Genomic DNA, 21,968 nt, shown 5'->3' on the forward strand with positions numbered 1-21,968 from the left:
CGTCCGCGACAAACGGATGACAGCAGGGTGGCCTGAAGACCTGAGGAAACGAGGGCTTGCTCACCAACGCAGAATGCTGAAACTGAGCTTGATTGATGGATATGCACTGCCAACAAGGCGTGCCAGGAGAATGACGTGCCGGATAATTTTGTTTTTGCAGTGGACACGGATGGCGGTGTTGACGACGCCATCGCACTCATGATGCTCATCGGCTCGGGCAAGAAGATAGACTTCATCACGACTACATTCGGCAATGTCGATCTGGAGCAGGCAACAAAGAACATTCTGGACACGCTCGCCATCTGCAATGCAGACATTCCCGTCCATAAAGGCGCTTCTGATCCAATTTCCGGCGAGCGTATTGATGCTGTTTATGTTCATGGACCAGACGGGTTAGGCGGTGTGGAACGCCCTCAGCACCTCCTGAGGCATTCAGGTGAGACAGCACACAATGCTCTCCGGGATGTTCTGCGCAAAGCTGCGCTGGGTGGGCCAAAGCTTCAGATCTTGACCATTGGACCACTCACAAATCTGGCAGAAGTCTTGCGCGAGGAGCCGGATCTGGTCGAAGGAGTTGATCGCATCTGGTCTATGGGTGGAACCTGCCACGGACGCGGCAACGTTACGCCCGCAGCTGAGTTCAACATCCTTTGCGATCCGGAAGCGGCAAAGGCAGTGTTTTCACAGGCGATCAACACAACGCTCATTCCATGGGAACCAAGCCTCCATGATGCCCTTCCGGGGGATGTGGTTGATGGTATATTTGAACGTTTGGGGGACACGATACCAGCCAAGTTTGCAGAGCATATGTGTACGTTTATGCGAGAGCGTGGCAAGACGTGGTACCACGAAGACCTTCTCATCCTGCCTGATCCATTGGCCGCTGCTGCCCTGTTGGACTCTGAGGTCATAGCCCGAACCATTGTTTGCGGCGTACTCGTTGAAACAGGTGGAGAGTTTGCCCGCGGTGCGACTATTCTGGATCACGAGGGTAAAACGCAGGCACCTATTATCGGCATCATGGAGCGGGCAGACCGCCCTAAAGTGGAACGTATATTGGAAGGAACACTGGCAGCGCTTGCCTCGCGCCACCAGTGAAAACAATTAGAGAAGCAAGGACCATGCAGTTGCTGCAAGCATCGCGATAGCCATAGCTATTGTAATGCCGCGCATCAAAACGCCTTCGCCAATCACCTTAAGAATTGAAACCCCAACCATTGCCCACACACTGTGAGAGATCATTCCGCCGATCAAGAAACCAGCTGTCAGGATGGCAGCATTCTCATAAAGCCCCATACCATTGGCCGCGAAGAAGCTGGTAAATGCCACCAGGCTCATTGCCCAAGTTTTGGGGCTAAGTGGGTGAATGAGCAAACCTTCCCAAAATGTCGGCAAGCTAACTTCGCCTTTTGGCTTGATGTTCAACTGCACAATGCGCCAGGCCAGATAGGTCATGTAGGCCATGGAGGCAAACTTGAATGCGTTGACCATCAGTCCCCCACGAGCCATCAACTGTCCCAGTCCGAAAGCCACACAGAGGTTGAGCAGAAGGCTGCCCAGCTCTGCCGCAATGATAACCGGAAAAGCAGTGCGATAACCCGCGCTGGCACCAATCGCCATGAAGGTGAGGTTTCCCGGCCCCGGAGTGCCGGTCATAATGGCTACAAAAATCGCGAATGCGCTGAGTGTTGCCCAATCCATATTGTTATTCCAGTCAATTGATACAATCTACACGATGTGCTAAATTATTGTATCGATCGTATCTATCAACCTCTTTATTGTTATGAATACAATGTGGAAGCCTGACCCAAACAAACTCACAAGTCCAAAATACCTAAGTATTGCAATGGCTTTGGAGCAAGACATTCAAACTGGCCGCCTTGTGGAAGGTGACAAGCTTCCGCCTCAACGCGAGCTTGCCTATCAGCTCGGCGTAACGCTTGGTACAATCACGCGGGCTTATGCCGAGGCTGAGCGCAGAAAGCTGGTGCGGGGAGAAACGGGCAGGGGTACATTCGTTGCCAAGACCGCCAATGTGCATTCACCGCTGATGCTGATGCCCAACACCGAAGGCATTCAGAGCTATGATTTAGCTCGCAATTTAGGCCTCGCTCACCTGAACCCAGATCTGGGGCAAATGCTCAGGGAATTGAGCGATGATCCTCTGGTCAACTCCCTGAACGAATATGGCCCGTCTGAGGGAACGTTCTATCATAGGGAGATAGGCGCTCAGTTTCTCTCAGAGTTTTATGGCGCTCCGGCAAATGCCAGCCAGACACTGGTTACATGCGGGGCGCAACACGGCATTCAGATCGCCATGTTGGCTATGTTCAACCGAGGCGATGCCATTGCAGTAGACGAGATGATCTATCCGCCCATTCTGTCTGTTCTCCCGGCTCTGGGCCTGCAAATTGTACCTATCGAAGCTGAACGGGATGAGAACGGGCATATGGGGTCTATGTCTGGTGAGGCGCTGGAGGATGCTTGCACCAAACATGATATCCGCGGCGTCTTTCTGATACCGAACGCACAAAATCCGACAACTCATACATTGAGTAACGGCGAGCGCCAGCGACTGGCAACTGTGATTGAAAAGCACAACCTCACTGTCATTGAGGACGATCCCTATACGCCCTTCATTTCCAGCAAGCAGAAGAGCTTTCTGGAGCTGGTGCCCGAGAACACTGTCCTGGTTGGCTCCCCGTCCAAAGTCATGTCAGCCGGGTTGCGCACCGGCTATATTCATGTTCCGGGCAATGTCAAAACGGCTTTTGCCAACGCCATCGGCGAAAGCACATGGATGGCGGCTCCGCTCAATGTAGAGATCGTGTCCAGATGGATTGCAGGTGGGGAACTGCAAGAAACTCTGCAAAGAAAACGAGAAGTTCTCAGACAACGCTATCAGTACATAAAAGAGGTGTTTCCGGAGAACGCACTGCAAGGCGGCGAGGAGAAACTCTTCACATGGCTGCAACTCCCCCAGCAGCAAAGTGCGGAGCTGGTGGCGCAAGCGGCTCTTTTGAGAGGCGTGGAAGTGCTGTCACATCGCAATTTTCAGGCTATGCCGCGCACGGACATCAACGCATTGCGGGTCAGCCTGTCAACGATTGCGCATCATAAGCACTTTGAAGAAGCGATATCTCTTCTGAAAGCATCAATCGAACATCTGGAAGAGATACAAGCCCCAAGACCAATGGTGGGATAGAGCATAAAAAAGCCCCTGCCTGTGTTCAGGCAGGGGCTAATATCTGACCTAAGCCAGCATACTAAGCAAATCTTAGTATGGGCAAGCCATGTCGCTCATGTAGTCATGAACGGTGATTTTGCCGGAAATGATGTCTGCGCGAGCTGCTTCAACAGCTGCTTTCATTTCTTCGCTAACCAGTGGAGCGTTGTTTTCGTCCATTGCATAGCCAACACCGTCTTCAGCAAGGCCAAGAGACTGGATGCCGGTTGTGAAGTTGCCTTCTTTTGCATCCATGAATGCATTTGCAACAGCTACGTCAACGCGCTTAACCATGGAGGTCAGCACTTTGCCTGGAGCCAAGTGGTTCTGGTTGGAGTCAACGCCGATGAACTTCTTGTCTTCATCAACAGCTGCCTGAAGAACACCAAGGCCGGTACCGCCAGCAGCAGCAAAGATTACGTCTGCGCCACGTGCGAAGTGAGACTTAGCAAGCTCACCGCCTTTAACCGGATCGTTCCATGCAGCTGGAGTAGTACCAGTCATGTTTGCGAAGACTTCCCCGTCTTTGTTGGTGGTCAGTGCGCCCTGCTTGTAACCACAGGAGAACTTGGAGATCAGCGGAATGTCCATGCCGCCCACAAAGCCAACCTTGCCGGTCTCGGATGCGAGCATTGCCATCATACCAACAAGGTAAGAACCTTCCTGCTCTTTAAAGACAACAGAACGTACGTTTGGCAGATCTACAACAGAGTCGATGATAGCAAAGCTGACATCTGGGAATTCTTTAGCAACTTTTTCAACTGGAGCAGCCTGCGCAAAGCCCATCGCTACGATTGGGTTCATGCCACGACGAGCGAAGTTGCGAAGAGCCTGCTCACGCTGGGAAGCGTTGGAGATCTCAAATTCGCGATACTCGATACCGGTCTCAGCCTTGAAAGCCTCAGCACCATTATAGGCAGCTTCGTTGAATGACTTGTCGAACTTGCCGCCCATGTCAAAGATAACTGCAGGCTTAAAGTCCGCTGCCATAGCAGTTGTGCTCATTGCTGCTGCCAATACTGCAGTTGCAGCGATGGTTTTGATGGATTTCATACCCATTCCTCCGTTATATCCCAATGGGAAACCTTTACGTTGCCCTGTCCCCAAGTCCGTCTTCACCACTAAATCCCAACCTGGAGACTCACCTCATTGAGGTGAACGTCTAAATGCATAACTTCCCCTGCGTAAGTCCAGCTAAGTGTTAGCTTGTCCTTAATTATGCGCCTATAGGTTGTCCAAAACGATCAGGCATGTTGAAAACAGTTATGTGTACGGCCTTTAGTTGGGCACATGCCGGTGTTAGGATCAAGGTTAAAATGCGAATAAATATATTAGGACTGCAAAAATTTTCAGTTATCCGCCAATTTGGCTACTTTTATTCGTTAGAACGATCAAAATTGCTTAGTGAACATGCAGGAGTTTGGGGTGTTCGAATCATTTATTGACAAGGTTAAGTTCAAAACCAGAAAAGCCGGGCTATTACTTGGCGCTGGTCTGGTGTTGCTAGGCGTGTCTTCTGCTCAAGCTGCAACCTGTGGCGATACAGGGGCAGGCTTTGACCGCTGGTTGGCGTCCTATAAAAAGACCCTCCAGTCTCAGGGCATTTCAAAGGCAACTTTGAACAGATCCTTGAATGGCATAACCTATAACCGCAAGGTGATTGGGTATGACCGGAACCAGAAATCTTTCAAACTCAGCTTCGACGAGTTTTACAAGCTCCGCGTCAACAATGCGCTCATTAATAAGGGCCGCAAGTTGATGAAAAAGCACGACCGGCTTTTCAATCGCATCGAGAACGAATTTGGCGTTCCGCGTGAGATCATCACCGCCATCTGGGGGCTTGAGACCGGTTATGGTCGCGGCATAGGCAACATGAGCACCATACGCTCTTTGGCAACGTTGGCTTATGATTGCCGCCGTGCTGATTTCTTCCGCAACGAGCTCTATCATGCGCTGCTCATCGTCCAGAAGGGCGACTTGAAGCCGAGCGAAATGAAGGGCGCTTGGGCAGGCGAGTTGGGCCAGACCCAGTTCCTTGCTTCCTCCTACATCAAGTTCGCGATTGATTACAGCGGCGATGGCAAACGGGATCTGCTGTACAACACCTCAGATACTTTGGCTTCCACCGCGCACTTCCTCATGTCTTACGGCTGGCGGCCGGGTCAACCTTGGGGACCGGGCACACCTAACTATGAGGTGATCCGCTCCTGGAACCGCGCTGGCGTATATGTCAAAACAATCCAGATCATGGCTGAAAAACTAAGCAAGTAATCCAGCCAGAGAAATAGAAAAAAGGCCGCTGAGTTCTCCTCTCAGCGGCCTTTTTTGCTTAATCGTTTTTCGGTATACGTAAATAGTAATCGTCAGGCAGCTCGCATTCAACCAACGCAGCAAAGAATTTGTTTCCAACCTCAATGAGACCAATTTGCTCCATAGGGGCTAAGCTATCATCTTTTACGACATTAGGGCCAAATACGATGGAAAGGTTTGAGGGTTGCATTTTGTTAACATCTGCTTTGTTCGCGATCATCGCAGAAAACTTTACTGTGTCTTGCACCATTTCTGGTAACTCATTCAGCGCAGGCAGATTTTCGAGGACTGGATCATAACTTTTCACGAAGTCCAACACCTTCGCTAACTCAGTGTCACTCATGTTATCTCTGAGGTTCTGCTTAAACGCACCCGCCAGCTCGTACTCTACTTTGCCATGCACGTTGTTATCAAAGTCCTGGGACGTCCTGTTCGCAATCAGCTTGTTGATCTCGTTTTTGCTGCCATTTACGCGGGTTAGACCAACGGTCAACAACTGCTCTGGGTTCTGTTCAAAATATTCAATAATACTCTTGTTCTGTGCTTCGGCTTCATGCTTATGCCTTACAGCGAAATCAATGCCAGTTGTAATCTGCTCGGCCGTTAGGCTGTGGGCTTTGCCATCGGTGTAACCGCAAGCTGTGCAGGCGTGTTTGTAAGCCTGCTCACCAAGCTCCTTGCCAAACTTATCTTGCAAAGCAGTGCGGAATGCGCCCTGATCCTGAGCTTTGGCAGTGCCTTCAGAAGAGCTCAGCTTGTGCCAGGAAACCAGCTTCCCAGCAAGTGTGGAGCTGGCCCCACGGGTTTGCAGATCGCCGCCGTCTGTAACAGTCAGCTTCTGGTTCAGGTTACCGCTAATAGCAGCGCTTTCGGCTGCGCTTTGAAAATGTGAAAGGCTAATATTGGTCATACTCTCATACCCAAAGTTTCAAAAGAAGACTCGGCTGCAACACTGGCAGAATGTTGCCAGTCCATTTGAAGAGGGGCAGTGCTGTTCAATCGCTCATGCCAGGCAGCAGAGGTGCTAATGAACAGATCCAGCTTTTCTTGCAGCGTGAAGGAAGATTTGTCGGTAATGCTAACCACCTGAGACAGGTTGATATGGTCTGTAGCCGGATCAAGGTTGAAGCTCATGCCGTGTCCGTGTGTGAGAACACAGTTCGTCTGCATAAGGGCCTTCATCTTCTCCTGATCATCGCAAGGCTGCGTACACAACACTGCATTGAACAAGAGTGTCTGCGTCTCATTGCGCCACTGCGCAGTCATGAAGAGTTCTTGCTCCAGTCCAAGCAAGAGCGTGTTGTCTTCATCCAAACACAGTCCATCAAGGCCAATCCTTCGCCCGATCTCGTTGAAGAGTTCATCCAGTAGTTGACGCATTGCTATCTCGACTTTTCTGAAGCAGACGAATCTTTCTGCTTAAATATTTCCTGCTGTTAAGATCAGACTAGTATTCCTCTTGCAGCTACTCTGTTCTTTTCAGCACTCAAATGTGTTGCTACGCGTTTATACGAAGTCATTCTGAAGTAAGGTGTTTGTGCCCTCAGCAAGCCAGAAGGCAGCCGTTGAAACGGCATCGATCAGACGCTCAGGAACTGTGTCCTCCTGCACGTCAGAGAGGCACCAGCGCTCGCAGTAAAGTGCCTGCATCTTCTCTTCATCAATGGCCAGACGTCCGGCTGCAGTCGATGTGCCAAGACAGTTCGCTGCAAGCATTGCTTTCAGGATGTGGGGCTGGTTGATGTCGAGATCCGGCAGATAGAAACTGAATTCCAGATTGTTGCCGTCAATACGGCTCAAAACACCAGAAAAGCTGTCCTCAAAAAGCAGTGCTACATGCCCGGCTTCGTCAAACTTCAACTCCGGCAGACCAAGCGTCTCGCGAATAACTGGGACGATACGGTCCACATGATGCATCGTGCATCCCCTCAATTACGTTGCTTGAGAGGAAGCTAGCGAGTCGTCAACATCTGAGATGTGCTGAAAGGAACATTAGGGTAGGGGAATGCAAATAAAACAAACTGCAGACGTGATCTGAACTTGAACACCATTACAAATAACAAAGGCCCCGAAGGTGCTTCGGAGCCTTATCTATAGATCTATTTCAACTGAGCAGGCGAACTTGAAAACAAGGAATGTTTGCCTGTCTGGCGGAATGGCTTAGCTGTTCAGGGCTTCAAAGAGCGGCGGTTCTTCGTCCAGCCCCATCAAACGGCGTGCAGCAGTCAGGGTATTGCTCATCAACATTGCAATGGTCATAGGCCCGACACCACGTGGAACCGGGGTGATAGCAGCTGTGTGACCGAGTGCTTCATCAAACGCCACATCGCCCACTAAACGGGTTTTGCCTTCGCCTTTTTCAGGCGCTGGAATGCGGTTGATGCCCACGTCAATGACAGTCGCGCCCGGCTTCAACCAGTCGCCCTTGATCATCTGCGGACGTCCCACGGCAGCAATAACAATATCTGCAGAACGAACCACATCAGGAAGATCTTTGGTGCGGGAGTGAGCAATTGTCACCGTGCAGTGCTCTTGCAACAGCAGCTGAGCAATCGGCTTGCCAACAATGTTGGAGCGCCCAACGATCACAGCGGTTTTGCCGGAAAGATTATCGCCAAGTGCTTTCTTTGCCAGCAACACGCTGCCAGCAGGGGTGCATGGCACAAGCGCACGGTCTGTATTGCCGCTGCCCAGCAGGCCAACATTGATCGGGTGGAAACCGTCGACGTCTTTCTCAGGCTTAATGAGATCGAGGACCTTATTTTCACTGATGTGCTTTGGCAAAGGCAACTGAACCAGAATACCGTGAATGGTGTCATCTTCGTTCAGTGATGTCACAAGAGTCAGAAGCTCTTCCTCATTCACATCAGCTGATAGCGTGTGTGTGACGGAGTTGAAACCACATGCTTTTGCAGTTCGGCCCTTGTTGCGTACATAAACCTGACTGGCAGGGTCTTCACCCACAATCACAACAGCCAAACCCGGCTTAATACCTGTCTCAGATTCAAGGCGTGCAGCACGTGCAGCAATCTCGTCGGTGACAGATGCAGCAATGGCTTTGCCGTCGATAATAAGAGCCTCACTCATGGCAAGTCCTATTTAAAGATCACGGTACGGTCACCGTTAAGGAGAATTCGGTGCTCCAGATGATAGCGGACAGCGCGAGCAAGAACCTGACTTTCCGTATCACGCCCCTGGGCGATGAGTTCGTTCACCGAATGGAAGTGTTCAACCCGGCTCACGTCTTGCTCGATGATTGGTCCTTCGTCAAGGTCTGCGGTCACATAGTGCGCGGTGGCACCAACCATCTTGACGCCGCGTGCATGGGCCCGGTGATACGGTTTTGCACCTATAAAGCTTGGCAGGAAAGAGTGGTGGATATTGATCACTTTGCCTGCAAGCTTTTCACAGAGCTCATTGGAAAGAATCTGCATGTAACGCGCCAGCACCACCAGATCGATGTTTTCGCGCTCCACCAGATCAACAATCTGGGCTTCCTGTTCCGCTTTGGTCTCTTTGGTCACAGGCAGATAATGAAATGCAATCTGCTCATGCTCAACGCGGGACTGGTACTTGGTGTGATTGGATGCAACCGCCACAAGATCCATCGGCAGCTGGCCAGTGGAATTACGGTAGAGCAGGTCGTTCAGACAGTGGCCCATCTGAGAGACCAGCACCAGAACACGAGGCTTCTTGGAAAGGTCATGGACCTTCCAGTCAAAACCATAGCCCGTTGCAACAGGGCCAAAACCCTCTTCAAACTGTTCTTTAGTCATCCCGTCCGGAGCATTGAAAGAGATGCGCATAAAGAAGCGGTCGGTCTCTGCATCGCCGTACTGAGCGCTTTCACAGATGTTACAGTTTTGAGAAGCGATTGAATTTGCAACCGCTGCCACGATCCCTTTTCTGTCTCCGCAGGAAAGGGTGAGCACATAGTTGGCCTTGGTGTTCATAGGAGGCTTAATCTACACGTTTGAACTGAATTTGCTGCCGCGCACAATAGGCGGGAGCTCCTAATTTTTAAAGGGTAAATCAACACTGGGATGCAGAAAAAAGCATTGTGCTGCAGCAATGTGATTCTTTTTCATACTCACGGTAGAAACCACTAAAACCACTAAGCTTGTGCAGACAGATCCAGATACGCAGGAGATAGGGTGCCAAGTAAGGAATTACCCTGATAAATGCATTGGGAGATAATCGGGTATCAAATCAACCAGATTGAGAACAACACCGTAGATTTCTAGATTGAGCTTCGGTGCGTGCTCTTAAAACCAGATTTTCGAGTGTCTGGAGGCGCATCTGTTCGACCGGTGGGCCGGGGGCGCGTCATGAAGCTCTTTATAGTACAGGAAAGCTTCCTTGATGAAGACATTACTGAGATCACCGAGGTGGTCTCCAACGGCCTTGCTGCGCGTCAACACAACATCATTCTGATCACCCTGACGGGCAAACCAAGAGACCTTTCCCACTACTCACCACGAATTACACCGGTCTTTCTGGAAAAGGCCAGAGCCGCCGCAGCTGCAGCAGGCGTTGCCAGACTGGTCGAAAAGGAAAAGCCGGATATCATTCTCTCTCACGGCACAGGCAGCAACATAGCCTGCTTGTCCGCCGTCAAAACACGCTCGCGTTTGAAGGTGCCTGTGGCGATCACGCTCCATTCATCGGTTACCATTTCAGATCGTCTTGCACTGAAAACCCAAAAGAGCGCAGCCACCATAGCAGTACCGCTGATTTACCGCGAAGCAGAGCGGGTGATTTGTACACTCAAGTCTATCGAGCATGTCGTTGATCTTTGCGAGCAGGTGCCCAAAGAAAAGATCAGCGTCATCTACAATCCTCTTGTTGAAATGAATGTGTTTGAAACGGCAGCAGAGCCGATTGAAGAGGAGTGGTTCGAAACCCACGGCACCAGCAAGGTAATAAGCGTCGGGGCCCCGTCCAGTCGCCATGCCCATCACCAACTCCTCCGCGCCATGGCGCTCAGCCGTTACAAGGATAATCTGCGGGCGTATCTGTTGGGCAAGGGAGAGGAGCAGGAAGAGCTCCAGCTGCTGGCTTCCAATCTGGCGCTCGATGATATCGTCACCATGCCGGGTGAAGTCACCAAACCGGAGAGGTTCCTGAGAGCGGCCAACGTGTACGTCTCAACATCTCAGCAAGACAGCGTGTCCGGAGAACTGGTGCGGGCAATGGCCTTGGGAACACCCATCATTGCGCTCGACAGCGGCGCAGGTGCCCGTGAAGTGTTGAGCGATGTCCGCAATGGCTGGCTTGTTCCATCAGGTGACGCAGACAAACTATCAGAAGCGATCCTCGCCGCAGTGAAGTGCGACAGATCTGACGACACTTTGGCGACCAGAGCACGTGATTTCTCTCAGGAACGTGCAATTGATGCCTATGAGAAACTGCTCCTCTCCATGATTTCTGAGCGTGTCACGGACCTGCACTAAGAGTGATCTCCATGGAATATGAAGCCTAACTAGTTAATATAATTAGGTAAAATAGGATGCTTCACGCCATTAGCGTGGGATAACCCGGCACACACCACAAGCGTGTTTGACCTGCAAAATCAGCATCAAGTACCCTGAGGTCAGCCGTGTTCTTGGCCAGTGTTTGAGTGTGCGTACAGCTTCGTTCTCCGCCAATAAAAGATACAGGTCATTGGAGCATCACTGTTGAGTGTCTGGTTCGGGTTTTGCAGCAAGATGAGGAGTTCTCCTGCGCCTACGGTGTGTCGGCGTTCCTCTCTTATGCTGTTTTTCCTGCTGTCAGCCTGCATGGTAGGCCCGGATTTCAAAAGGCCAGAGCTCTCACCAGAAGCCAAGTTTACCCGCAATGATCCCGGTGCGACTGTGTCCGCTGACATTCAGGGTGGAGCCTCACAGAACTTCTCTACTCAAAGAGACCTGCCGGGAGAGTGGTGGGAGCTGTTCGAGTCGAAAGCTCTTAACACGTATGTCAGCCTTGCAGTCGCCAACAGCCCCACAATTGCTCAAGCTGAAGCCAATCTCAGACAGGCACAGGAAAATGCCTACGTGGCTGGCGCTGGGCTCTACCCAACCGTCACCGGCAATGCAAGCCGTAACAGGCAGAAGTTCCCTATTGGTGGCGGCGGGGCGAGTGAAATTGTTGCGAACCTGAACCCCTTCTTCACGACCTACAGCTTGTCATTGGCCATCTCCTATACGCTTGATGTCTGGGGCGGCACACGCCGGAACATCGAGTCACAAGTCGCCAACATTCAGTACTCGCAGTTTCAGGTTGAGGCAGCGCATCTGACGCTCACATCCAATCTGTTGAATGCAGTAATTCTGGAAGCCTCCCTCAGAGGGCAGATTCGTGCGACTGAAGAAATCATCAAGGTACAACAGCGGCAACTCTCCATCCTGCAAGCGCAGTTCAGGTTAGGTGGTGTGGATGAAAGTCAGGTCCTGCAACAGCTGGCAACGCTGGAGCAAACCAAAGCAACTTTGCCACCACTCCAACAACAATTGGTGGTGCAGAAAAATCAGATCAAAACGCTGGGTGGCTTCTACCCCACTCAGGATATCGTAAAGGAGTTTGATCTTTCTGATCTGAAATTGCCAAGAAAACTACCGTTAAGCCTGCCTTCAGAGCTGGTCGCGCGAAGGCCAGACATCCGCTCTGCTGAGGCGCAACTCTGGCAAGCCAGTGCCAACATCGGTGTTGCATTAGCCAACCAGCTCCCAAGCTTCCAGATTACCGGCAACGTGGGCAACGACTCCGACGTGTTCAACCGTCTGTTCTTCTCCGGAACGGGTGCCTGGCAAATAACAACATCCGTAGCTCAAACCGTGTTTGATGCTGGAGCGCTCAACAGTCAGCGTAAAGCTGCGGTTGCAGCGTTCGAGTCCTCTGCCGCTAATTATCGCGAGGTTGTGCTGACCGCATTTGGCGACACCTCCAATGCGGTCAGCGCTTTGAAGAATGATGCCCGCGCCCTGAAGGCCAGTCTTGCAGCCGAACGCTCTGCCAGAAAGAGCCTGCGCCTGACCCAGCAACAGTACAATTTAGGCGCTATCGATCTCACAACACTGCTGCTTGCAGTCCAAACCTATCAGCAAGCGAAGATAAATCTGGTGCAGGCACAAGCCGCACGTTTCACAGACACTGTCGCACTGTTCTTTGCGCTCGGCGGAGGGTGGTGGAACCGTCCCAATGCCGCACCAATAAGGGATGGAAGACCTCTGACCATCATCTCGGCTGTCCCGCCGTTCAATCGCAAACAGATTCAGCCGGTGAACCAGCCATGAATGAACGCAAAAAGCCCAACACCAAAAAACACATGATCATTATGCTGATTTGCGTCGGTATAGCGTTTGGTGGGCTCTACGGATTTCAGCTCTACAAATCCAGAATACTTGGGAAGGTCGTGTCAGGTCTGCAAAACAAGATCGAGACCGTCTCCTCCTACAAATCCACCAAACAACTCTGGACCGAAAAAGTCTCGGCAGTTGGCACGCTTGTAGCAATCATGGGTACTGATTTGTCGCCTGAACTTCCCGGTACGGTGACCCATATCAACTTCGCATCTGGTGAGGACGTCCAGAAAGGCGCGCTGCTGATTGAGTTGGATACCACACAGGAGATTGCGCAACTAAAGTCCTTACAGGCTCAGGAAACTCTGGCGCGTCAAACGCTGGACAGAGACCTGAAGCAATACAAAGTCAACGCCGTCAGCAAACAGCAGATCGATTCCGACTGGTCGAGCCTGAGAGACTTTCAGGGACAAGTGCAAGACCAGCTTGCGATCATTGCCAAGAAAAACATCCGTGCTCCATTCTCAGGCCGTTTGGGCATCCGCCAGGTTAGCGTTGGCCAGTATCTCAATGTGGCCCAGCCCTACGTCAACCTTCAGCAGCTTGATGATCTCTTCGTTGATTTTTACATCCCCCAGCGCTTTCTGGGCACCATCAAGCGCGCTCAGGAAATTGAGGTCTCGGCTGATACCTATCCGGGAAAGTCCATCAAAGGCAAAGTGGTTGCCATAGATGCGCAGGTTGACATCAACAACGGTAACGCCAGAGTACGTGGTCGCTTTGCAAATCCGAATAAAGAACTGATCCCGGGCATGTTCGTCGATGTGCAAACAGTGATATCTGCGCCAAAAGAGCAGGTCACAGTGCCGCAAACGGCAATCACCTACAACTCCTATGGGGTCAACGTTTATGTGCTGACTAAGACCGACGAAAAGCACATGGATAAACCTGTCTACACTGCCAAGCAGCGCTTCATCGAGGTCGGTGCAAAACGAGGCGATCAGATCGTGATTTCAAAAGGCCTTAAGGTGGATGAACTGGTGGTGAGTGCAGGGCAGCTCAAGCTCCGCAATGGCTCCAAGGTCGTCATCGACAACTCAGTGCTGCCACTCAATGACCCTGACCCGAAACCCGTAGAGCAATAGGTGGGCCATGAACAGTTTCACAGAAATTTATGTTCGTCGCCCCGTTCTGGCTTCCACCATCAGCCTGATGATTTTGGCGCTGGGCTTGCGCGCAATCTTCTTACTACCGGTGTTGGAGTATCCAAAGACGGAAAACGCTGTCATCACCATTTCAACCACCTTGTTCGGCGCCAGCGCTGAGACTGTCGCGGGCTTCATCACCACCCCGCTGGAAGAAGCAATCGCGCAGGCCAACGGCATCGACTACATGACCTCGACCAGTGCCAGCACGGTCAGTACCATCACAGTCAATCTGGTGCTCAATTACGACGCGGACAAAGCCCTTACGGAGATCAACACTCACATCAGTTCGGTGCTGGACCAGCTGCCGCAGGAAACGCAGAACCCGGTACTCACAATTCAAATCGGTGAGACCATCGATGCTATGTACATCGGTTTCACATCCGACGTGATCGACCGTAACCAGCTCACGGACTACATCGTCCGTGTTGTTCAGCCTCAAATACAGGCGATCAACGGAGTTCAAACCGCCGAACTTATTGGCGAAAAACGCTTTGCAATCCGCGCCTGGCTGTATCCGGATAAACTGGCTGCCTATGGCCTCACTGGCACAGACATCGCAAATGCTCTGGCCCGCAATGACTTTATCTCCGGCGTAGGCAACACCAAGGGCCAGATGGTGCAGGTGGAACTCACTGCCAACACCAATCTGACAGATGTTGAAGATTTCCGTCAGCTTGCTGTGGCAGAAAGTGATGGTGCGATCATTCGCCTGCGTGATGTGGGCAGAGTGGAGCTGGGGTCAGAAGATTATAATCTGGCTGTGCTCTATTCCGGCAAGGTGGCCGTGTATATTGGGGTGCAGGCCGCGCCAGCCGCAAACGTGCTTGCCATGTTGGACCAAGTACGTCAGGTCGTGCCCAAAATCCAAAATGGAATGCCCCCGGGACTGGAAGCACGGATTGTCTACGACTCCGGTCTCTTTATCAACGCCGCAATTGATGAGGTAATCAGCGCCCTTCTTGAAGCATTAGTGATCGTAACCTTCGTGGTCTTCCTCTTCATCGGCTCCCTGCGCACGGTGGCCATTCCCATCATCGCGATCCCGCTATCGCTCATAGGCACCTTCTTCATCATGCTGGTTTTGGGCTACTCCATCAATCTGCTCACACTCTTGGCCCTGGTGCTCGCCATCGGCCTCGTGGTGGATGATGCAATTATCGTGGTGGAGGACGTGGAACGACACATCTCGGAAGGCAGTACCCCGTTTCAGGCTGCTATTCAGGCCGGACAAGATCTCGGCAGACCCATTCTCGCGATGACGGTCGTGCTTGTAGCAGTGTATGCCCCCATTGGCTTTCAGGGCGGTTTGACGGGAGCCCTGTTTACAGAATTCGCCTTCACAGTGGTTGGTTCGGTGACCATTTCAGCCATTGTAGCGCTCACTTTGACACCCATGATGAGCTCCAAGATCCTGAAAGCGAGATCACAGGAGACCTCAGGCTGGGATGATGCCATGACCCGCACGGTTGATGATATCTACGACCGGTTCCGCAAACGCTACTTGCGCGCCTTGGAAGCCTCACTGGACAACAGACTGGTCGTTCTCACCTTTGCCTTTCTGATCCTCGCCAGTATTCCCACACTCTATTCCACCTCCCAGCAAGAGCTTGCACCTCAGGAAGATCAGGGCCTTGTTCTGGCGCAGTCAACGCCAGCACCTTCGGCCACCCTGCAACAAAAAATGCTCTACACAGAAGAAATCTATCGCATCGCCCGAAAGTATTCTGAGGTTGAAGGCGTGTTCCAGCTGGTACTGTCCTCTAGCGTGCTGTCTGGCGTTCTGCTGACACCGTGGGATGAGCGCGACAAAACGGCCACCGAACTGCAATACGCCATGCAGCCCCCGATGGAAGGCGTGGCAGGTTTCAAAACCGTGATGTTCCAAAACCCGCCCTTACCGGGCAGCAGCGGCTTGCCCGTGCAATTCGTCATCAAAACCACCCAACCCGTCGATAAACTCAACGCTGTTGGGTCACAAGTGCTGGAAAAAGCGCAGGCCACGGGTAAGTTCATCTTTATTGATAAGGACTTGAAGATCGATAAGCCGCAGGGCAAAATCAACATCGATCGGGATCGAGTCGCCGAGCTCGGGCTCACTCTGCAGGATGTGGGGCAATCCCTCACAGCGCTCATGAGTGGCGGTTACATCAACTACTTCGATTTTGATGGCCGCTCTTACCGGGTCATCCCGCAAATCATTCAGTATGACCGCCTAAATCCGGAACAGCTGTTGGACACCTATATCCGGGTGCCGAACAGCTCGGCAACTCCAAGCAGTGCGGCGCAAAGCGGAAGCTCGTCACCCAGCTCCGCTGCCAGTTCATCGGCAGCAGGTGCGTCAGGAACGAACACAAGCAGCAATGCTCCGCGCAGTACAATCGTGCCGCTCTCCAGCGTTGCAACGTTGGATATGCAGGTCACGCCAGAATTCATTCCGCACTTCCAGCAACAAAACTCCATGACGCTCTCCGGCGTACCCAGCTTTGGGGTACCTCTGGCGGAGGCCTTGCAAGTCCTGCAGCAAATAGCGGCAGAAGAACTGCCAGAAGGTTATGATGTTGATTACGCCCAACAGTCGCGCCAGTTCGAGCAAGAAAGCAGCGGCTTTGTCGTCACATTCGTGTTTGCGCTGCTTATTATCTTTTTGGCACTTGCAGCCCAGTTCGAAAGCTTCCGTGACCCGATCATAATTCTCGTCTCGGTTCCAATGTCCATCGCAGGGGCGCTGTTCTTCATCAATATCGGATTGGGCGGAGCGAGCATTAACATTTATACGCAGGTTGGGATCATCACGCTCATGGGCCTGATCTCGAAGCACGGCATTCTGATCGTGGAAGTTGCCCGCGAACTCCAGGAAAATCAGGGCGCAACCAAACGTGAAGCCGTGATTGGCGCCTTGCAAATCCGCCTGCGCGCTATCCTGATGACAACCGCCGCCATGGTGCTTGGCGTGATCCCGCTAGTGCTGGCAAGCGGAGCAGGCGCAGCTTCTCGTTTCAACATGGGACTGGTGATTGCGACTGGCTTGTCCATCGGAACACTCTTCACTTTGTTCGTCGTCCCAAATGTCTACATGCTCATTGCACAAGATCGCTCCAAACTGGCACAACCCGATGATAAAGCGGAGGAATTGCCAAAGGGAAACGGTGAGCCAGACCCAACCTCATAGAGCAGTGGAACAGGACGAACTCTCAAAACGGCAGAATTCCTTGAGGTTTCAAACCTTCTGGGAAATGAGAGAAGCGGTTTTCAGATAAAAAATTACAAAGGCAAAAGCCCAGAGCAACAAGCCAGTTCCAGCACTCCCGCAATCCGCTTTTATGCTCACCTGTGGAACACTTGTAAGTTTCTCACAGCAAAAAGAAATTGAGTGGTTGCCTATTCCAAATCATAAAGCTATAACCCGCCCCACACACAGCGATGGGGTGTAGCCAAGTGGTAAGGCAACGGTTTTTGGTATCGTGTACCGTAGGTTCGAATCCTACCACCCCAGCCATTTTCTCCTGAAAATTTAATCCGATAATTTGCAACGTGACTTACATTTGCAATATGGACGGAGCTGTGCTGACTAATCTCTCAATAGCCTAATCAACTGCCTGATAGCCCTGTGTTGTCAGGATTTAGACGCTTGCGTTGTGGTTTGGAAGTTTCTGAGAACTTGAGACAGCTGCCGTTTGATGTGGGCAGCACTGCCCATGCGCCAGCTTTGTAAAGCTGGGAGGCTAGTTCTGGTTCTTCACTTGCAAACACGGCAATCTTATCGTCGTAACTCAGGATTCTGACTGAATCCGGAAGCAGTTCTATCTGTAAGTTATTTGGAAAAGGCACCGCCACCTCATCAACTTGGCCGAGGAGTGGCACGGCGAGTCCGATGGCCCCCCACGCCAAGCCGATGAGAACGAGAATAACAGCTACATGCTTTGGCTTGCCCAAATCAAAGCTCCGCTAATAATCGTAAATATGTTCAATAACAACGCCTTGCTGCTGCAATTCCTGAAGCGTTCGCGATAGTGCGGGAACTTTCGTCTCTATCAGTAATCGTTGCTGATTGCCTGTGTTCCTCTCGGTCTCAGATATAGTTGAAGCGGCGGACAAGGCAGGTTTAACTGCGGTATGCGACGTCAATGCAGAGATTAAGATATCATCGTTGCCAGCAATCTCGTGGAACATGATGCCATCTTTCGAAAGGCGAAGCACCAAGTCGGTGAACTTGCGATACCGAGGTGTCTGGATGATGAGTTTATCGTCAAGCTCTTGAACCACCTCGAGATCATACTCTGAAAGAACATTTGAGCCAGCTGGGGTACTGATGACGGATTGCATAGTCAGCTCATCATGACCAATCGTATCCACTGCTGTTGCAATGGCTTTTGCATACTGTGCTTTTGCCCACCACTCTAGATTCAGTGCCATCCATCGTTCCCAACTTCGCAGGCCATCATTGAGTGTTGCCGCGTTGAGCTCTTGGCGCACACCGTCAAAGTCGAACTTGTACCACGGTGTCTGGTGGAGGAATTTAGCGTACTCCACTGAAACGCTGTACTCAAGTTGATCCTGTGAAGAGGTATTATTCGTGCTGGTCACTGCTGCCAGTCGGCCCAAAGTCTCTTCGTAAGTTGCCTTCATGAGCATTTCAAAGGAGAAGCTGATCCCAATGGTGTAGATGGTTGCTTTGGTATCAAATTCTGCGACACCACGCGTATCAGCCTCGCTCTTTAGGGCGCACAGGCTAGACCAGAAGCTGTTAATTGCGTTCAGATAGTTAAACTCATGCGGCATTCCGTTTTCAAGCGTACTGGCATAATCCTCATAGGCATAAACGATATGCCATTCAGGATAAGTCAGAAACGTGCGTGCTTCCTCTCGTGCCTGAGCTTGGTCCAATTGGCTTTGAAAGTTATCGACCACCTGCGCGGAAGTGCAGACCTGTTCTACGTAAAGAATAGGCGTGGCGGCACCAATGCCAACCACCAGCAGCAAGGACAAAAGGCCGATGAATAAGCGCTTAAGAAGCTTCATGTTGGCTCTCCCCAACAAACGCATCACGCCCCCAAAAGCTTGCCGCCAGGGCAAAGCTGCCAAGTGCGAAATGCGGAAGGTTCGCAAGAATTTTTAGGCCGAGTGGGAAGGACTGGAAGCCAATCGTAAAGATCGCAAAATCCAGATACCCAGATCCGGTCAGTAGTCCCAGCACCGCATCACCCAGATACAGCGCCCCGAAATAGCGCAGGAAAATCCGCGATGCATTCTGTGAGACTAGAGCTGCAACCAGAGCCCACAAAGCACTAGCGGCATGAAGACTATCGTCAAACAAATCCAGCGCAAAAATCCCAAAGACATACCCGTTCTCATCAGGAATGCCGGGGATGTAGTTGAGTGAGGTGACAGCAAAAAGGATCACAGCATAAGCAAAGGCGATTTTTCTAAACATTCAAAGGCTCCTTTGCTGACATGTAAGTCTCCCAAAGCTGATTGGAGAACCGCATCTGCGGATCATATTTATGCTTCAACTGAATAAACGTCTGGTGGTTTGGATAAGCCCGCTCAAACTGGTCCTGTGTCGCGTGCAGGCGGTAAGGCAGGTAGTAGGTCCCACCAATGGTGAGCGTGCGCTCAATCAGGTCACGAGTCATTCGCGCCATATCTGCTTCGCCGCGCTTGGACTTCTCCTGAGAAAACAGCATCACAGCTGCAATTCGATCTGTGGGCGCAAATGGCAACACACTCTGCGTGTCTTTGTGAACGTAGCGCAGTGTGATGTTGAGTAACTCCTGATAAGAGGAGGGGATGACATCCTGACAAGCCTGCACAAACTCAGCAAACCGCGCAGGTTCTACAAAGTACTCGTGCAAAATATCAGTTCTGTCAGGGTCCTTGTCATCCAGCGTAACAACGGGCTCGTTGAGCAAGCTGTTGCGGGTGACTGGGCCGCTGTTCAAAGAAGCACCAACCCCGGTCTCAATGTTCCAGCGTGTTTTCTTGATGCCCTCAGAGTTCAGCTGACCGCGGAAAATATGCCGGGATGCTTTGCTGATGAAACCTGAACCACTGGCTGCTGGCAAGTCTGTCTGGTCTTCATCCGGACGATAGACAATCAGCAATGAATCTTCAAAGAACCGATCAATATCAACGTTCATCCGGCCATAAGCCATCTGTATCGACGGATCTTCAGCAAGCACTTCTTGCATGCGCAAACCATAGTTTGCGGAGGGCAGCTCAATATACTCCGGCAGCAACCGACTGTTGGGAACCATATCCAGTTCCAGTTCGGTGATGATGCCAAAGAGCCCGTAGCCACCCATGGCCGCGTTGAAAAGCTCACTGTTCTGGGATGGACTGCAACGCTGAACCTGACCATCAGCCAGCATCATCTCCAAAGACCGAATGGTTGACCCACATCCGGAAAACGGCACCGGCCAGCCATGAGCATTGACGGAAAATGTGCTGGCGACGCCAAAGTCATTGTTGGATTGCATCACAGCGGGTGAAAAGCCGTTTTCATCCAGTTTGGAGATGACCTCATGCCACCGCACTCCGCCTGAAACGGTGTAACTCTTGCGTTCCGGGTGAAGCTCGATAGTTCCACCATGCAACGAAAGCGCAGCACCATTGGTTGGCAGAGATTGCCCACCCATCGAATGTCGCGCAACACTGGCCATAACGGGATGGTTTTCATCAGCTGCCTGCTTCAACTGCGCTGAAAGTTCTTTACGAAGAGCATCGCTGGAAAAGCCGGAAAAGGTCTCGTGCTTTTTGACAGCGACCTGAGTGAGCTCACCGGCGTCGCTCAAAATAGTTCCAGTTGCTTCGTTTTGCGGTTCTGCAGGGAAAATACCGCCATAGGACCGTGGGGAGGGGGAAAGGAAATGATACCCGGCAGCACCTGCAAACGCTGCGCTGCCAAGAAGAAATGCTCTTCTACTTATTTTTCCCATAAATGCCTCTGCAATAATCAAATGAATATTCATCACAGGTAAGTGTTACCCGTTACAAATGCAACTAAGAGCTATTCGCAGATCATTGCTTCAGGCTGTTGGAGATCAGCTTTCTAACCAGAGGTTTCACCGTGTCTGAGCAGGTAGATACCTGCCCAGATGAACCAGAGAATGAAGCCAAGGCCGAAGATGATACCGCCCGGATCGCTCATGCCTGGAATGACTGTGGCGATCCCTGCCAGACCGATGATAATGCCAAGCAGGCTCAGGCCTTTGGAAAGACTGGAACCACGCAAGCCGGCCCAGCACAGCAGCAGCACCCACAGGCCACCGGTGATCTCGTTGCCCCCGCCAATGCCTTCCTGCACATTGTTTAGGGTTGCCCACATCACCAGTGCTTCGTCATGGTCAAGTGCGTAAAGGGCTGAAACTTCTGCCAGAGAAATGTTGGCCAGCATGCCACTGGCCAAAATCAGACCCGCCCAGATCAACCCGAAAGCAGCGGCAACCTGAGAGAGACCCGGCGTTGCAGCTTTCAGCCGGTCATGCAGCGCAATCACCAACACCACCAGAAACACTGCATTGACGATGTAGATGATGAAATTCCAGAGATACATAAGGCTCTGATTGGACACGACGAATGCCAGCAGGTTCGCATCACTGCCGTCTTCGCCAAAGCCGGCATCCGCGAGCAAAGTGGTTAAAAGAGCAAAGCCAATAATGTATGTGGCCGCTTCAATAAGAGAGGCTATTCCTCCAGTTTTTTGAAGGTTCATGGCAGGGGTCCCTCTTAATATTCATAATTGAACTCAGGCAGAACATGGGATGCTCTGAGCAACAAAGAAATGTAAAGTGCAGAAAGCCGCAGCGTAAACTTGCAAATTGCGTTAAACAAGAGGCGTATACCCAGACTTGCAAAAAACTATAGTATTCGCAGCTTGAAAGTTTGTGTTGAAGCAGTCGACCATAATTCGTCACCACGACGCTCTCAGACCAATAATAAGAG

At 51.5% G+C, this 21,968-nt stretch carries 19 protein-coding genes and 1 tRNA gene; 8 read left to right on the forward strand and 12 right to left on the reverse strand.

The genetic code is table 11. From position 1 onward, the window contains the following. Positions 1–135: 135 nt before the first annotated feature. A complete protein-coding gene (locus PsW64_RS15975; RefSeq protein WP_063286898.1) occupies positions 136–1,098 on the forward strand; it encodes a nucleoside hydrolase in 963 nt (320 codons plus the stop codon). 6 nt (positions 1,099–1,104) lie between these two features. On the opposite strand, the gene PsW64_RS15980 is transcribed toward PsW64_RS15975, so the two are convergent. Continuing rightward, on the reverse strand, positions 1,105–1,701 hold the full coding sequence (locus tag PsW64_RS15980) for a LysE family translocator (RefSeq protein WP_063286899.1): 597 nt from the start codon (positions 1,699–1,701) through the stop codon (positions 1,105–1,107). A gap of 91 nt (positions 1,702–1,792) precedes the next feature. Between PsW64_RS15980 and PsW64_RS15985 the strand changes: the two genes are divergently transcribed. Continuing rightward, on the forward strand, positions 1,793–3,205 hold the full coding sequence (locus PsW64_RS15985) for an aminotransferase-like domain-containing protein (protein WP_063304213.1): 1,413 nt from the start codon (positions 1,793–1,795) through the stop codon (positions 3,203–3,205). 72 nt (positions 3,206–3,277) lie between these two features. On the opposite strand, the gene PsW64_RS15990 is transcribed toward PsW64_RS15985, so the two are convergent. Next, positions 3,278–4,279, reverse strand: a complete 1,002-nt coding sequence (locus PsW64_RS15990) for a BMP family lipoprotein (protein ID WP_057464795.1) — start codon at positions 4,277–4,279, stop codon at positions 3,278–3,280. A gap of 372 nt (positions 4,280–4,651) precedes the next feature. Here PsW64_RS15990 and PsW64_RS15995 point away from each other — a divergent pair, with 372 nt between their 5' ends. Continuing rightward, entirely contained in the window at positions 4,652–5,497 is an 846-nt protein-coding gene (locus tag PsW64_RS15995; protein WP_244271721.1) for a lytic murein transglycosylase, read from the forward strand. Positions 5,498–5,555: 58 nt separating this feature from the next. On the opposite strand, the gene PsW64_RS16000 is transcribed toward PsW64_RS15995, so the two are convergent. The 5 genes from PsW64_RS16000 to purU form a co-directional block, all read right to left on the reverse strand. After that, on the reverse strand, positions 5,556–6,446 hold the full coding sequence (locus PsW64_RS16000; RefSeq protein WP_063304214.1) for a Rho GTPase-activating protein: 891 nt from the start codon (positions 6,444–6,446) through the stop codon (positions 5,556–5,558). After that, on the reverse strand, positions 6,443–6,916 hold the full coding sequence (locus PsW64_RS16005) for a type III secretion system chaperone (protein WP_063304215.1): 474 nt from the start codon (positions 6,914–6,916) through the stop codon (positions 6,443–6,445). Before PsW64_RS16005 ends, PsW64_RS16000 begins: the two co-directional genes overlap by 4 nt. A gap of 126 nt (positions 6,917–7,042) precedes the next feature. Next, a complete protein-coding gene (locus PsW64_RS16010; protein WP_063304216.1) occupies positions 7,043–7,453 on the reverse strand; it encodes a type III secretion system chaperone in 411 nt (136 codons plus the stop codon). A 243-nt stretch (positions 7,454–7,696) separates the two neighbouring features. Next, positions 7,697–8,623 carry a bifunctional methylenetetrahydrofolate dehydrogenase/methenyltetrahydrofolate cyclohydrolase gene (locus tag PsW64_RS16015; RefSeq protein ID WP_063286904.1) on the reverse strand — a complete coding sequence of 309 codons (927 nt, stop codon included), beginning with the start codon at positions 8,621–8,623 and terminating at the stop codon, positions 7,697–7,699. Positions 8,624–8,631: 8 nt separating this feature from the next. Then, positions 8,632–9,489, reverse strand: coding sequence for a formyltetrahydrofolate deformylase (gene purU / locus PsW64_RS16020; protein WP_057464790.1), 858 nt, complete (start codon positions 9,487–9,489; stop codon positions 8,632–8,634). 375 nt (positions 9,490–9,864) lie between these two features. Here purU and PsW64_RS16025 point away from each other — a divergent pair, with 375 nt between their 5' ends. From PsW64_RS16025 to PsW64_RS16045, 5 genes are all read left to right on the forward strand, one after another. Then, complete coding sequence (locus PsW64_RS16025) at positions 9,865–10,989, forward strand: glycosyltransferase (RefSeq protein ID WP_063304217.1); 1,125 nt, start codon at positions 9,865–9,867, stop codon at positions 10,987–10,989. 300 nt (positions 10,990–11,289) lie between these two features. Then, positions 11,290–12,813, forward strand: a complete 1,524-nt coding sequence (locus PsW64_RS16030) for an efflux transporter outer membrane subunit (protein WP_082831137.1) — start codon at positions 11,290–11,292, stop codon at positions 12,811–12,813. Beyond that, complete coding sequence (locus PsW64_RS16035) at positions 12,810–13,964, forward strand: efflux RND transporter periplasmic adaptor subunit (RefSeq protein ID WP_063295311.1); 1,155 nt, start codon at positions 12,810–12,812, stop codon at positions 13,962–13,964. Before PsW64_RS16030 ends, PsW64_RS16035 begins: the two co-directional genes overlap by 4 nt. A gap of 7 nt (positions 13,965–13,971) precedes the next feature. After that, positions 13,972–17,196, forward strand: coding sequence for an efflux RND transporter permease subunit (locus PsW64_RS16040; RefSeq protein WP_063295312.1), 3,225 nt, complete (start codon positions 13,972–13,974; stop codon positions 17,194–17,196). A 252-nt stretch (positions 17,197–17,448) separates the two neighbouring features. Further along, positions 17,449–17,523: transfer RNA gene (locus PsW64_RS16045), tRNA-Gln, on the forward strand. A gap of 92 nt (positions 17,524–17,615) precedes the next feature. On the opposite strand, the gene PsW64_RS16050 is transcribed toward PsW64_RS16045, so the two are convergent. The 5 genes from PsW64_RS16050 to PsW64_RS16070 form a co-directional block, all read right to left on the reverse strand. Beyond that, the gene (locus tag PsW64_RS16050) at positions 17,616–17,960 is read right to left on the reverse strand and encodes a hypothetical protein (RefSeq protein ID WP_063304218.1); all 345 of its coding nucleotides are present in this window, start codon (positions 17,958–17,960) and stop codon (positions 17,616–17,618) included. A 12-nt stretch (positions 17,961–17,972) separates the two neighbouring features. Continuing rightward, positions 17,973–19,046 carry a hypothetical protein gene (locus PsW64_RS16055; RefSeq protein ID WP_063304219.1) on the reverse strand — a complete coding sequence of 358 codons (1,074 nt, stop codon included), beginning with the start codon at positions 19,044–19,046 and terminating at the stop codon, positions 17,973–17,975. Further along, complete coding sequence (locus PsW64_RS16060; RefSeq protein ID WP_063304220.1) at positions 19,033–19,458, reverse strand: DUF4383 domain-containing protein; 426 nt, start codon at positions 19,456–19,458, stop codon at positions 19,033–19,035. Before PsW64_RS16060 ends, PsW64_RS16055 begins: the two co-directional genes overlap by 14 nt. Next, positions 19,451–20,962, reverse strand: coding sequence for an FAD-binding oxidoreductase (locus tag PsW64_RS16065; RefSeq protein ID WP_063304221.1), 1,512 nt, complete (start codon positions 20,960–20,962; stop codon positions 19,451–19,453). Before PsW64_RS16065 ends, PsW64_RS16060 begins: the two co-directional genes overlap by 8 nt. Before the next feature lie 113 nt (positions 20,963–21,075). Next, entirely contained in the window at positions 21,076–21,738 is a 663-nt protein-coding gene (locus PsW64_RS16070) for a DUF4386 family protein (protein WP_063304222.1), read from the reverse strand. Between the last annotated feature and the right edge of the window lie 230 nt (positions 21,739–21,968).

It is taken from the genome of Pseudovibrio sp. W64, assembly GCF_001623145.1.
Classification (GTDB): Bacteria; Pseudomonadota; Alphaproteobacteria; order Rhizobiales; family Stappiaceae; genus Pseudovibrio.

Excerpts from the sequence above, each read along its gene's own strand:
- PsW64_RS15980 (WP_063286899.1), bottom strand. The coding sequence starts at position 1,701 with ATGGATTGGGCAACACTCAGCGCATTCGCGATTTTTGTAGCCATTATG.
- PsW64_RS15985 (WP_063304213.1), top strand. The coding sequence starts at position 1,793 with ATGTGGAAGCCTGACCCAAACAAACTCACAAGTCCAAAATACCTAAGT.
- PsW64_RS15990 (WP_057464795.1), bottom strand. The coding sequence starts at position 4,279 with ATGAAATCCATCAAAACCATCGCTGCAACTGCAGTATTGGCAGCAGCA.
- PsW64_RS16000 (WP_063304214.1), bottom strand. The coding sequence starts at position 6,446 with ATGACCAATATTAGCCTTTCACATTTTCAAAGCGCAGCCGAAAGCGCT.
- PsW64_RS16005 (WP_063304215.1), bottom strand. The coding sequence starts at position 6,916 with ATGCGTCAACTACTGGATGAACTCTTCAACGAGATCGGGCGAAGGATT.
- PsW64_RS16010 (WP_063304216.1), bottom strand. The coding sequence starts at position 7,453 with ATGCATCATGTGGACCGTATCGTCCCAGTTATTCGCGAGACGCTTGGT.
- PsW64_RS16015 (WP_063286904.1), bottom strand. The coding sequence starts at position 8,623 with ATGAGTGAGGCTCTTATTATCGACGGCAAAGCCATTGCTGCATCTGTC.
- purU (WP_057464790.1), bottom strand. The coding sequence starts at position 9,489 with ATGAACACCAAGGCCAACTATGTGCTCACCCTTTCCTGCGGAGACAGA.
- PsW64_RS16025 (WP_063304217.1), top strand. The coding sequence starts at position 9,865 with ATGAAGCTCTTTATAGTACAGGAAAGCTTCCTTGATGAAGACATTACT.
- PsW64_RS16030 (WP_082831137.1), top strand. The coding sequence starts at position 11,290 with ATGCTGTTTTTCCTGCTGTCAGCCTGCATGGTAGGCCCGGATTTCAAA.
- PsW64_RS16035 (WP_063295311.1), top strand. The coding sequence starts at position 12,810 with ATGAATGAACGCAAAAAGCCCAACACCAAAAAACACATGATCATTATG.
- PsW64_RS16040 (WP_063295312.1), top strand. The coding sequence starts at position 13,972 with ATGAACAGTTTCACAGAAATTTATGTTCGTCGCCCCGTTCTGGCTTCC.
- PsW64_RS16055 (WP_063304219.1), bottom strand. The coding sequence starts at position 19,046 with ATGAAGCTTCTTAAGCGCTTATTCATCGGCCTTTTGTCCTTGCTGCTG.
- PsW64_RS16060 (WP_063304220.1), bottom strand. The coding sequence starts at position 19,458 with ATGTTTAGAAAAATCGCCTTTGCTTATGCTGTGATCCTTTTTGCTGTC.
- PsW64_RS16065 (WP_063304221.1), bottom strand. The coding sequence starts at position 20,962 with ATGGGAAAAATAAGTAGAAGAGCATTTCTTCTTGGCAGCGCAGCGTTT.
- PsW64_RS16070 (WP_063304222.1), bottom strand. The coding sequence starts at position 21,738 with ATGAACCTTCAAAAAACTGGAGGAATAGCCTCTCTTATTGAAGCGGCC.